Annotated in this window: 10 protein-coding genes; 2 read left to right on the top strand and 8 right to left on the bottom strand. The window is 48.3% G+C overall.

The window, feature by feature from the left end:
• Positions 1 to 380: 380 nt before the first annotated feature.
• From J0895_RS13505 to aroA, 3 genes are all read right to left on the bottom strand, one after another.
• Positions 381 to 800 carry a hypothetical protein gene (locus J0895_RS13505; protein WP_207088604.1) on the bottom strand — a complete coding sequence of 140 codons (420 nt, stop codon included), beginning with the start codon at positions 798 to 800 and terminating at the stop codon, positions 381 to 383.
• Between the two features lie 193 nt (positions 801 to 993).
• Positions 994 to 1,548, bottom strand: a complete 555-nt coding sequence (locus J0895_RS13500; protein ID WP_207088603.1) for a hypothetical protein — start codon at positions 1,546 to 1,548, stop codon at positions 994 to 996.
• A 102-nt stretch (positions 1,549 to 1,650) separates the two neighbouring features.
• Positions 1,651 to 3,003 carry a 3-phosphoshikimate 1-carboxyvinyltransferase gene (gene aroA, locus J0895_RS13495; protein ID WP_207088602.1) on the bottom strand — a complete coding sequence of 451 codons (1,353 nt, stop codon included), beginning with the start codon at positions 3,001 to 3,003 and terminating at the stop codon, positions 1,651 to 1,653.
• A gap of 138 nt (positions 3,004 to 3,141) precedes the next feature.
• Here aroA and J0895_RS13490 point away from each other — a divergent pair, with 138 nt between their 5' ends.
• Positions 3,142 to 3,633: a hypothetical protein gene (locus J0895_RS13490; RefSeq protein WP_207088601.1), complete on the top strand. Its 492-nt coding sequence runs from the start codon at positions 3,142 to 3,144 to the stop codon at positions 3,631 to 3,633.
• Between the two features lie 95 nt (positions 3,634 to 3,728).
• Here the strand turns inward: J0895_RS13490 and J0895_RS13485 are convergent, their stop codons facing one another.
• The 3 genes from J0895_RS13485 to J0895_RS13475 all read right to left on the bottom strand — a co-directional run bounded on the left by J0895_RS13485 (position 3,729) and on the right by J0895_RS13475 (position 6,823).
• Positions 3,729 to 5,288, bottom strand: a complete 1,560-nt coding sequence (locus J0895_RS13485; RefSeq protein WP_242541281.1) for a serine/threonine protein kinase — start codon at positions 5,286 to 5,288, stop codon at positions 3,729 to 3,731.
• Between the two features lie 32 nt (positions 5,289 to 5,320).
• A complete protein-coding gene (locus tag J0895_RS13480; protein WP_207088599.1) occupies positions 5,321 to 5,794 on the bottom strand; it encodes a hypothetical protein in 474 nt (157 codons plus the stop codon).
• Between the two features lie 228 nt (positions 5,795 to 6,022).
• Positions 6,023 to 6,823 (bottom strand): M23 family metallopeptidase, encoded by an 801-nt coding sequence (locus J0895_RS13475; protein ID WP_207088598.1) that lies wholly within the window; start codon positions 6,821 to 6,823, stop codon positions 6,023 to 6,025.
• 1,288 nt (positions 6,824 to 8,111) lie between these two features.
• On the opposite strand from J0895_RS13475, the gene J0895_RS13470 reads away from it, so the two are divergent.
• Positions 8,112 to 8,669: a hypothetical protein gene (locus J0895_RS13470; RefSeq protein ID WP_207088597.1), complete on the top strand. Its 558-nt coding sequence runs from the start codon at positions 8,112 to 8,114 to the stop codon at positions 8,667 to 8,669.
• Positions 8,670 to 8,816: 147 nt separating this feature from the next.
• Here J0895_RS13470 and ychF read toward each other — a convergent pair whose 3' ends face one another.
• Together ychF and J0895_RS13460 are read right to left on the bottom strand one after the other, a co-directional pair.
• Entirely contained in the window at positions 8,817 to 9,908 is a 1,092-nt protein-coding gene (gene ychF / locus J0895_RS13465; RefSeq protein WP_207088596.1) for a redox-regulated ATPase YchF, read from the bottom strand.
• Between the two features lie 221 nt (positions 9,909 to 10,129).
• A complete protein-coding gene (locus tag J0895_RS13460; protein WP_207088595.1) occupies positions 10,130 to 11,479 on the bottom strand; it encodes a pentapeptide repeat-containing protein in 1,350 nt (449 codons plus the stop codon).
• Positions 11,480 to 11,548: the final 69 nt, after the last annotated feature.

Raw genomic sequence — 11,548 nt, 5'->3', positions numbered from 1 at the left:
TAGATTTCGTATCGGGGCGTCAGATTATCCCCTTGAACGAGATTACCCTGGTACAGCTATCGGCGCGATCGCCAGAAACCTATTTTAAATTTCAGCCACCATTCTGGTTTTTGCAATGCACCCTATTGGTGGAGTTGTACGTTAGGCCCCCTATTGAATAGAGGGACCTCTAAAAATGTCCGAATTCAGCAACTCCCCTGGGGATTCTTCCTAGTTGTTTTCCAGGTCTTACCCTGTAATGGAAGTCTGGGAAATTCTGGGGTTGGCGATCGCCAAGGCGCGTTAACTTCGGTAAATTGGGGCGGTCAATTTGTCCGCCCTATGGCCTGAGCACCTCCAACTCTATGTTTGATTGGGTTATTTTTGAACGCCTGAAATTATCACGAAGGCGGACGACTCAGACGATGGAGGTAGAGGACCAAATCTTCTACAGTTCCCATCGTCTGTAGGTCAAAGCGATCGCCAATATTTATACCAAACTCCTCAAAAAAATCATCACAGAGATAAAGATTCCAGTCAAACCAGGATATAAGCGTTAACTGTAAATCTTGCTCTAAGCGATCTCCAGGTAACACTCTCCCCATTTGTAAACCGGAATATTTTTTTAACTGAATATAAACAAAACTCACCACAGAAAAAGAAATTTCCCGCGATCGCCAAAAACAGTGAAACCACTCATCTAGGGACAAGTTAGCCCGTTCACATAACGTTTGATTTACCTGCTTCCTGATGTACAAATCGGGACTGAGATCAGAATAAGTCCTCACAGTCCAGAAGATATGTTTGATCTGGCGCAGCATAATTCCGTGCGCTCCATTACCTTACCTTTTTACCAGTATTCCCATCTTTTCCAAGGCTTTCTCATGCCTGAGTTCAATTTGTATATTTTTCTAAAATCAAATGGAGCAAAAACCCAGTTTCTGCTCCTACTTCTGTCCAAATAGGCCGAGATTTTCTCAACCCACCCAGTTCTCTGGCGAGGGTATCCCCAATTTAGGGACTAGGGGTTGGGGGAGAATCCGTTGTTCCTTCAGTTGTAGGCGTTGCTGAGGGAGAGGAGGTGGGGTTTGGCGTCTCTCCAGACTCTGTGGGGAGAGTTTCCTCCGTGCTCGGACTGGAGAGACTCGGTGTCGCCTCTGAGGGAGAAATCGCTTCGGGTGACCCTTCCCCAGTGGGTGCTTCTGTGGGGTTCAAGTCGGGGTTGGGGGAAAAAAGCGGGAGTGCCAAACCACCCCAAGCGGTTGAATCCCCGAGGAAAGTTGTTGAATTTCCCTCCGGGGAGGTCGAGGGATTGCTGGACTGAGGGGAAACAGCGGGAACTTGTCCGGGATTAACCCAGGGATTTACTGGAGTTTGAGGAGTTTGATCCCTGGGAACAACCCCTTCAGAAGCGGGAGAACGGGTTCCCGTTTCAAAAATATTTAAGCCCCTCTCTGTGCTGGGGAAGGATAATATAAAAATTGTCCCTAGGGTCGAAAATGCCACAAAAATTGCAATGATTTCATCAAACCCTAGGGGGCTTTTTGGTTTAGAACTTGGTTCAGACATTGGATTTCTCCTCAGTTGCTCGAATTGATTTTAGAAAAGGTTTTAAATTTTGAGCGCCGGTCATGTTCCCTAGTGAAACCGATCTGAACGATCGCGTTTGAACTAGCATTCTTCACAAACTTGTCGCAAAGTAGCCGTAAAATCGGGGTAAGAAATAGCGGCAGCTTCGGCATGGTGAATCGTGGTTGTTCCACTGGCATTTAAGGCAGCGATCGCCAAACTCATGGCAATCCGATGATCGTCATAACTCTCTACATCAGTCCCCTTTAACGGCGTCCCTCCAGTAATTTCCAAACCATCAGGCAACTCGGTGATTTTCGCCCCCATTTGATTGAGTACCGTTGCCGTCACTGCAAGGCGATCGCTCTCTTTCACCCGCAATTCTGCCGCATCGGAAATCACCGTCTGACCCTGAGCAAAAATTGCCGCCACTGCCAGAATTGGAATCTCATCAATCAGTCTGGGAATTATCTCCCCGCCAATGGTGCAACCCTTCAGTTGAGAATGACGCACGCGGATATCCGCTACAGGTTCCCCCGCCACTATCCGCTCATTTTCTAATTGAATATCTGCATCCATCATCTCCAGGGCCTCTAAAATCCCTGTCCTTGTTGGATTGATCCCGACATTTTCAATAGTTAAGTCTGAATCCGGGACGATCGCCCCTGCCACAATCCAAAATGCCGCCGAACTAATATCCCCAGGCACAATCACCGATTGACCCTGAAGTTGAGCCGGTCCCGTGATCATCACGCTTTTCGTCTCGGGATCGGTGGTAATTTCTGCCCCAAATGCCTTGAGCATCCGTTCGCTATGGTCCCGAGAGACTGCTGGTTCCGTGATAGTTGTTGTTCCCTGAGCCATCAAAGCTGCAAGTAAGATACAAGACTTAACCTGAGCCGAGGCGATCGGTGAGTGATAATGAATAGGCCGCAAGGATTGACCTTGAACGGCTAGAGGAGCCAGGGAACTGCCATTGCGACCCCAGATTTGAGCACCCATTTGTTGTAAAGGTTGAACCACCCGAGACATAGGGCGCGATCGCAGGGATTTATCCCCAGTTACGGTAAAAAATCGGTCGGGATGACTGGCAAGGATGCCCAGCATCAATCGCATCGTCGTCCCAGAATTTCCCGCATCTAATATATCCGTCGGTTCAATTAATTCACCGACCCCGACACCACGCACCCGCACCCGTTGTTCATTCAGGGGAGAAATTTCTGCCCCCAATGCCTGAAAACATCGGGCGGTACTCCGGGGGTCTTCTCCCAATAGCAGCCCCTCAATTATGGTTTCACCCTTGGCGATCGCCCCCAACATCAAAGCCCGGTGGGAAATTGACTTATCCCCCGGCACTCGGATCCGTCCTTGCACCGATAAACCCTTAGCAGGTCTATCAATGGTTAGTTGTTGCTGAGATTCCGTAATTCTTACATTTACTATCGAACTGGGCATTGGGCTAAACTGTGATGGGATGGCTTAGGGCAATCCTACACCGTTCTTGACTCGGCTGACATACTAAAATTGAAGCGGTACGACCCTAGTCTTGTCTATTGCTGGAAAACTCTTCACACGCTGTTCGTTACAACCCTCATGCTGACCCATCGCCGCAAACCTGTAAGCCTTTGCTTAATCTCCACTGACCTCCCCCTGTGGTCTGTCGTGGAAACCGCTGCTACCCTTTATCAAAAGGACCAAGATCGGTTTCATCTACTCCTGAGTGAACCGGCACTGAGCGATTTTCCCGAGTCCGATTCGACTCCAACAGTCAGTACCGGACCCACTGCGATTACTTCCCGACTCTTGTGGCTGGAAATTTCTCCCTACCGGGTGATTATGACCATGCAGGGGAATGGTCAATTTAGCTATCGTCACCAGTGGGAACGGGGAATGTATGGCACCAGCCGCTATTGGCTGCAAAATGAGACCGATGGCAGTAATAGCCAGTTACGGATGCGAAATTATACTCGCAGCTTAACCCTCTCCGGTCGCCCGATTCCCGAACATTTGCGCCTAGAATACGAGCTTTGGTCTCAAAATGTTCAGTTAGGTCACTATATTTTAAACCTAGAAATTCATCTTTAAATATCAACTAATCAAGCCAAAAATAGGGAACTTGTTGAACAAAATTCCTGAAAAATTGGCTTGATTTTTTCTTTGGCCCTATTCGACTGAAGCTATTATTTTTTACAGGAGCTATGAATTTGTCCAGCTACTCCATCGGCTGTTTTTGCGGCTAGTGCGGCTGCTCGACCGGCTTCTTCGGCTTTTTCGCGGGCAGCTTTCACCTGCTCTAAACCGGCTTTGGATAAGGGGGCTGCATCCACAATGGCGATCGCTGCTCCAATTTGCCGAAACGACAGACTCAATTGTTGGTAACTTTTCCCCAACTGCGGAGGATAGGGTTGGACCTTAGTATCGGATATTTTCATCCCTAACAACTCATCCGCAAGGCGATCAAGATGTTGGGCCATTTTGTTAGCTGCAGTCGCATCGGTTCCCTCAATTTGAGTCACTTGTTGTCCCCCCTCGTCGATCATCGCTAACAATCGCTGGCACTGATAGGCGGTACTGGTTCGCGTGACTAAAAACCACGATCCGATTCCCCCAATTAATCCAATAACCGCCCAGATTCCTAACACCCCAGCCAATCTCCACCCTTGGCGATCGCCTTTCAAACGGGTTGCTGCATCAACGGGTTGCTCCCCCGTCTGTGGGAGGAGTTGCGGAAAGCTCGGCAGTTGCAGCGCAGGCAACACTAAAGTCCCTGAAGGGACTGCTTCTCGAACCGGGGAGGGGGCGATCGCCTCCACTGACTCAGATCCCCATTCCGTCTGCGCCACCTGGGCACCGCACTCCACTACTTGCTGTAAAATTTCCTCCGTGGTTTGGATGCGCTGACTCGGGGCCAGATCCATCAGGTGCTCAATCAAATCCCCCACCCGTTCGGAAAGTTGCGGTGCGCGATCGCGCCAATCAAACTCCGAAGTCTCTGCATTGTAAAAACTCAATGGGTCCGTAGCAGTGAGCAAATACACCATCGTTCGTCCCAAGGCAAAGAAATCCGATTGCGCCACCGCTTCATTTTTGAGTTGTTCCGGTGGGGTATATCCTCCCGAGTCAATACTCGAAAGACGAGGATAGAGTTCCACCGTGCGTAAATAACTCGCACTCACCTGTCTGGCGGTGCCAAAATCAATCAACACCAATTGTCCAGAATCCGTCAGGATAATATTACTGGGCTTAATATTCAGGTGTAAATAAGGGGTTTGATGAATCGCCTGTAAAATTTCCGCAATCTGTTGGAGCCAATTGAGTGCTAAGTCTTGAGAAATCGGTTGATAGGCGCGATTTTTCATCCACTGCTCTAAATTGAGACCCGCAATTTTTTCCATCAACATCCCATGCACCGCAGTCGCGCTGTTTGTCGCCGCAAAGCTGAAGTAACCGCCTTGTTGGAGTTGGGGAATCCCCGGATGTTGGATTTTCCCTAACAGTAAGGCTTGTTGTTGAAACAGGGTTACCGCTATCGGGTCATCAAGCTGAAGGACCTTGAAAATTTTGGCGGTTCCGGCTTCGGTTACTTCAAAGGTTTTTTCATAGCTGTTGCTACCCAGCAGTTGGAGCGCTCGACAGCGTTCTGCTACTAATAAATCAGAGCCACACTGGGAGCAATAGCGGGTGTTTTCATTCACGGGATCCCTGGGATTGGGGCAGCTTGGATTGAGGCAGTAACTCATGATGGGGGAATTGGGGGAGTTGGGGGATGAGGTTAGGGTTGTCTGAGGCAGTATTCCTCGATTTCGGCGAGTAGCACTGTGGCATCTTGGGTGGATTGTTCGAGGGTGGCGATCGCCTTGGCAACTTGGGTTTGGGCTTGGTTCCGGGTTTGCAACCCTTTCGGCGTGGGCTGGAGGTTGCTCACCATTGTGGCAATGCCGCTAGTCTCTCGCAAGGTTGTCCCGATTTGTTCGTAGAGGGCGACTGCCCGGGTTTGAAAGCTGATGATGGTTTCATCCGTTAATTGGACAGTTTTGATGGCTTCAACGGAGAGTTGCACCTGATCTGCCGCTTGACTCCCGGTCATTGGCGTGAGTTCTAAGCGGTTCAGGGTGGTCGTGCCTTGGTCTAAAGATTGAATTAGGCGGCGACACTGACTGGTTTTCGTCGGGGTGCAACTGGCCAATAATAGAACGATGAGAGCGTACAGGGGAAGACGGAATCGGTGGGGGGACGAGTGGTTCATGGGAGGGTGTGCGAAAAGCGAGAATCGCCATTGATTTTAACGAAGCCGGTCTAATTTGTCAGCCTTAACTGTAGCGATGCTAAACCCATTTAAAAAAAAGCGGATAACTTCTACAGAAGTTACCCGACTTTGAGTATGCCACAGGAGGTTTGAGTGGGTTGGGTGGAAATTGCTTGGCTAAGATAGGGATTGAGGGCGATCGCACACCCACTCAAACCTCCTGTGGCACTACTGCGCTGATGCTGTAGGCACCGATGCTCTAGGCAATCGAGCAGATAATCCCGATTCGGGAAGATAAGCCAGGGGATTGACGGATCCTTGTTCTGGAAGATGGACCTCAAAGTGCAAGTGGGGTCCAGTGCTAAAGCCGGTACTGCCCATTTGCGCGATTAATTGACCCCCTTCTACCTGATCCCCTTCGTTGACGAGGATGCGATCGTTGTGAGCGTAGAGGGTAATGCTGCCATCGGAATGTTCGATTTCAAGGAGATTGCCATAGCCTCCCGTATGCCATTCGGCTGTAATCACCACACCACTGGCTGCCGCTAGGATTGGGGTGCCGGTGGGTCCGGCAATATCAATGCCGTGGTGCATCCGTCCCCATCGCCAGCCATAGCCGGAAGAGAGGACCCCTTGGGCGGGCCAAAGATAGCCGGTCATCATCGGGGCTAATTCGGGTAAGTAAATACTGGCAGCCGCCAGGGGCGGTAATTCCGGGGAGATGGTCGGTGCATCGAGGGTCTGAAGCGGTCGGATCTCGCTGCTGGGTGTAGGGGAATCTGGGTTATTCAAAAATTGGCTGATGGCAGCGATCGCCTGTTTGTTGATCTCGATGCCAGCCGCAACGCTGGCATTGTGCTGGAGCGTAGAAGGGGCCTGGGTTGAGGGCGCTTTTTTAACGCCATCCCGGTCACGTTTTGAGGTCGCTTGGGTGCGCGTGTCGTAGTTGACACCGGGTTGAGCAGTTACTGAACCTGTAAAGCCAAGTGCAATCACGAGTGCTGTGGTAGACAAAATTCCTGGTTTCATTTTCCTTCACCTGAGAGGGGGTCACCCGCAAGTGAACTGCCCCAGTTAACCTGAAAGCTAGGCGCGATCGCATGAGATTTTCCACCGCTCAACCCTTGAGCAAAAATGAAGAGTTGAGCTGGTTTCAATTCACGATTGCCATCCAATTTACGTCTCTTGCTTTTCAGCTAATGGGTCAGTTCATCCGGTCTGTTCAAAGCAAATTTTTTGTAATGAACGATAAATCAGTGGGTAGTCTGGGATAAACCGACGTCCCCCTTTAAGTTGGGGCATCAAGTTCACTGCTGCCCGTTCTGCTCTGGCGCACCCTGAATTTTCAAGAATGGTTGCTTGTTTCCTCGTTACAGTACCTTTCCTGGAATTTTCCTCCGTAAAAACCGCAATATTTCTGCTCGTTGCCGATGGTAGTTTACTCTAGCACTTTCTAAACGGTTCAATGGAGTTTGGCATTGAATCCCATTCATTTTATTGTCCCTGGAAATTATTATATACGCCAGGGGGAATCGTCAAGGTTGTGCTCTGATTTTGTAAAGTTTCCGTAAAATTTGCTGACGGGATCAGCCTTTACTCCTCGGGAAATTTTCCCTTTAATAAAGCTCCGACTATTATTCCCAATTTCTACCCGTTAATTGCTTAGATTTTAGGGCGATCGCTGCTCAATTTTACCGCTACGAACTGGAATCTTTCTCCCTTTGCCACTCGGCTCTCCTTCTGCCGCACCCCCAGATCCCCTCTGAAAACATATCCCGAAGAAAGTGATCCCCGTCAAAGGGGGTTAAATTATTATTTTCTATCCCTGGACCCCTCCCCGCTTTAAATTCAATAAAAATTACCTAAAAAATTGCTGAACTGATGTTCTCATCCGTTTAATCCGGGTTTAAAAATTCCTCAAGTTGTTGGTCAATCCCTGAAACAGTCCAATTCCCCCGACGGTTTCAGCTTTGTTGCCTAAATTACCGGATAAGGGGATGGACTGACCGATAGCACTCGTTCCAGGGGCGATCGGCAGTTCCTCCCTTCTTCCTCCTCAACCCAAGCATTGCCCTCATTTTATGATAGGTTTATGAGAAATTAATCCAAATTATCCCTGAGCAAGGAAAAATTTAATATTTTTTAATCTTATTTCTTAAAAACCAGGTCCTTTTGAGTATAAAGTATTACATCAATAGGGGAAAGATTTGTCTAGAATCACTCAGGGTCTAATCGAATCTTAAAGGACACGCTTGCTAAAGTCATGCCCCTAAGACAATGCAGGCAAAACTCTCTCTATAAACTTTACCTTATAGCAATGCGTACACTGTCCTTGTTTTTTCAATGGTTTATCGGTGTGCCACTCCTCCCCACTGCCTTGATGCTGGGGGGATGCGACAGTCGAGATCCTGACCTCAACTCCCACAGTTCCTTTAACATTGAACAAGCCACCGCTCAGTACATGGTAAACCCCAACTTTATCAAAGATATTGTCGGAGTAGATGCTCTGGTGAATCGTACCTTTTGCGCGTACCAGGTCTATGGTATGGAAGCCAAGAAACGAGACATTCATCAATATTTGTGGGTTGTCTGTCATGAATATGATCTGGAGAACAATCAACTCTTCCAGAAGCGAGGAGGTAGTTTTCCCGTAGCGCTAATTTTCAATAAAAATTCTCGGGGATATCGAATTATTAATCATAAAATTCCTCGCCAAGGAAAAGAAGGAACCTCTGATTTAACCGCGATATTTCCTAATTTTATTTTGGAAAATTCCAGCTTTCCATTAAATAATAGCGCCTATAGCGAGTACCTCATTACTCGACTGGGAAATGATACCAAGCAAGCGGCTAAAGCTTATTTGAAAATGGAGTAAATCATGAGGGGTACAGCGATGCCGTACCCCTCCACCTCAGTTCGGGAAAACTATCTATCATATAGGGACGTGAACTAAGATGGCGTCCCGGGTAATTTTGCCTCCCCTAACGCCATTCATTTCAGAGATATCCCCACCCCATCCAACTTAAACATTAAACCGGAACAGCATCACATCCCCTTCTTGAACCACATACTCTTTTCCTTCACTGCGAATCAACCCTTTTTCCTTCGCCGCATTCATCGAACCCGTGGTCACCAAATCCTGATAGGCGACGGTTTCAGCCCGAATGAAACCCCGCTCAAAATCCGTATGAATCACCCCTGCCGCTTGCGGTGCTAACATCCCTTCTCGAATCGTCCAAGCCCGGGTTTCTTTCGGTCCAGTGGTCAGAAATGTGCGTAACCCCAACAATTGATAAGTCGCAGCAATCAACGACTTTAATCCCCCTTCTTCCACCCCCAGGGAGGCGAGCAAATCGGACCGTTCCTCTTCCGGCAGTTCCACCAGTTCCGATTCAAACTGAGCCGACATGATGACCACCTTGGCATTTTCTATCAAGGCAATTTCTCGAACCTTTTTCACCCATTCATTGCCGGTAGCTAAGTCATTTTCTGAGACATTAGCTGCATAAATAATTGGTTTATTCGTGAGTAACTGAAGCTGCTGAATGGATTCAGATTCCTCCTCCGTTAAAGACACTTGACGCGCTTGTTTCCCTTCATTCAAAGCTGCCGCTAATTTTTCTAAAGCAGCCATTTCTAGTTGACCCTCTTTACTGCTGCGCGCTAATTTCCGGGTGCGATCCATGCGCCGCTCAATCTGTGCTAAATCAGCTAATGCCAATTCTATGTTAATGATTTCGATATCCCGGACGGGATCGACCGAACCTGTGACGTGAATGATATTTTCATCATCAAAACAACGCACCACCTGCACGATCGCGTCTACTTGCCGAATATGAGATAAAAAATGGTTGCCCATACCCTCATCTTTACTGGCACCTTTGACTAATCCGGCGATATCCACAAACTCGATGCGGGTTGGAACAATTTGCTCAGATTTTGAGAGTTTTGCCAGCATGGTTAACCGCTCATCTGGCACCGCCACGACCCCCACATTGGGTTCGATGGTGCAGAAGGGGAAGTTAGCCGCTTGCGCTTTAGCATTCGCAACTACGGCATTAAATAAAGTAGATTTTCCCACATTCGGGAGTCCGACAATTCCGGCTCTTAGCATTTTAGAAGTTAGATGTAGAAGTTTCGGTATGGACATTCACGCGGAGACTAACTCCGAATGAAATACTCTAGCAAACATTGGTCAGCAATGGGATGGCCATCAAGAGGGTGATCAGACCAAACCCCTACATCAAGGAAAAAGAGGGTTTGGAGACCAAACCCCTACATGAAACAAGCGTTTTAACCCTGGTGGGTTGTTGGGATACCTGTAACGCCGATCGCCTAGGGATGGATTGACCCATCTGGCATTGTAGCCCCCGAAAAGTTGGTATGACTCAGATTACTGCCACTGAGGTTCGCGCCATAAAGGTTAGCACCTTTGAGGTTAGCCCGATAGAAATTAGCCCCACTCAGGTTGGCATTCCGCAAGTCCGCCTGACTTAAATCAGCCTCACTCAGGGAAGTAGGTTGCCGGTTTTGCTCATCCTGCAATTCGAGTTCATCCCCGTTGAGAATTAACAAAAAAGGTCCAATGCGAATTCTAGCCCCATCGGGTAAGACCATTGATTGATCGATCTGCTGGTCATTGACAAAAACCCCATTAGTGCTGTTATGGTCGCGGATGATGTATTCTCCGTTGTCTTCGATGTCAATGGAAGCATGACGACGGGAGACAAACGGGGAATAAATCTGTAAGGAGACGCTGGGATCGCGACCTAGCATGACAGACTTTTTGTTTTTCAGGGACAAGGACCGCTCGGCGATCGGCTCTTTATTGGGACTCGATAGATCCGCTCCTACTAAATTCGCTTCGCTGAGGTTAGCGCGACTGAGATTAGCATCGCACAATTTGGCCTTGGTGAGGTTCGCTTTTCGCAAAGTCGCTTCACTTAAGTTCGCTTCGGTCAAGTTGGCTTCACTCAAACTAGCTTCACTTAGGTTGGTGCGACTCAGATTACTCCCAGACAGGTTAGTTCCATCGAGCTTTGCTTTACTTAAATTGGCTTCACTAAATTTGGCATTGCGTAAGTCGGCTTCTACTAAATTGGCTTCGATTAATTTGGCCGCGAATAGTTCGGCATTTCTAAGGTCGGCTTTTTCTAATTTTGCCCCGGTGAGGTCACTATCAAAGAGTCGCGCTTCACTTAAATTGGCCCCATTCAATTTAGCCCCATTCAACTTGGCATTATTCAGACTGGCAAAAGAAAGATTACTATCGGTCAAGTTGGCTTGACTTAAGGTGGCTTCATTCAAATTAGCCCGAGTCAGGTTGGCTCCACTGAGGTCGGCGCGAGTGAGATTAGCGCGATGAAGGTCCGCATCGCTGAGTTCGGCTCGAAATAAATCCGCCCGAAACAAATCGGCACGACTGAGGTCGGCATAGCTTAATTTAGCTCCAAATAGCTTGCCGTTACTCAAATCCGCACGGCTCAGGCGAGCATTTTCTAAATTCGCTCCACTGAGTTTGATGCCACTGAGTTTGGCCTCAAACAGGTCAGCACAACTTAAATCGGCATCGTATAAATCCGCCAGACTAAGTTCAGCAAACATCAAGTCAGCACGGACTAAGTAGGCACCCCGAAAATCTCTTTCTCCTGCTGCATACCGCTTCAGCAGTTCATTAGCATCCATATTGATTTAGTGATAGAGAGTTAGCAAGGAAACCTTTATCTAAAATCTTCCCAAAACCGAACCCTTTTG

The sequence above is a fragment of the Phormidium pseudopriestleyi FRX01 genome (assembly GCF_017313335.1).
Taxonomy (GTDB): Bacteria; Cyanobacteriota; Cyanobacteriia; order Cyanobacteriales; family Laspinemataceae; genus Laspinema; species Laspinema pseudopriestleyi.
Note: the sequence above shows the minus strand (reverse complement) of the source record. Positions and strands in the feature narration are given on the sequence as shown.

Excerpts from the sequence above, each read along its gene's own strand:
- J0895_RS13505 (WP_207088604.1), bottom strand. The coding sequence starts at position 800 with ATGCTGCGCCAGATCAAACATATCTTCTGGACTGTGAGGACTTATTCT.
- J0895_RS13500 (WP_207088603.1), bottom strand. The coding sequence starts at position 1,548 with ATGTCTGAACCAAGTTCTAAACCAAAAAGCCCCCTAGGGTTTGATGAA.
- aroA (WP_207088602.1), bottom strand. The coding sequence starts at position 3,003 with ATGCCCAGTTCGATAGTAAATGTAAGAATTACGGAATCTCAGCAACAA.
- J0895_RS13490 (WP_207088601.1), top strand. The coding sequence starts at position 3,142 with ATGCTGACCCATCGCCGCAAACCTGTAAGCCTTTGCTTAATCTCCACT.
- J0895_RS13485 (WP_242541281.1), bottom strand. The coding sequence starts at position 5,288 with ATGAGTTACTGCCTCAATCCAAGCTGCCCCAATCCCAGGGATCCCGTG.
- J0895_RS13480 (WP_207088599.1), bottom strand. The coding sequence starts at position 5,794 with ATGAACCACTCGTCCCCCCACCGATTCCGTCTTCCCCTGTACGCTCTC.
- J0895_RS13475 (WP_207088598.1), bottom strand. The coding sequence starts at position 6,823 with ATGAAACCAGGAATTTTGTCTACCACAGCACTCGTGATTGCACTTGGC.
- J0895_RS13470 (WP_207088597.1), top strand. The coding sequence starts at position 8,112 with ATGCGTACACTGTCCTTGTTTTTTCAATGGTTTATCGGTGTGCCACTC.
- ychF (WP_207088596.1), bottom strand. The coding sequence starts at position 9,908 with ATGCTAAGAGCCGGAATTGTCGGACTCCCGAATGTGGGAAAATCTACT.
- J0895_RS13460 (WP_207088595.1), bottom strand. The coding sequence starts at position 11,479 with ATGGATGCTAATGAACTGCTGAAGCGGTATGCAGCAGGAGAAAGAGAT.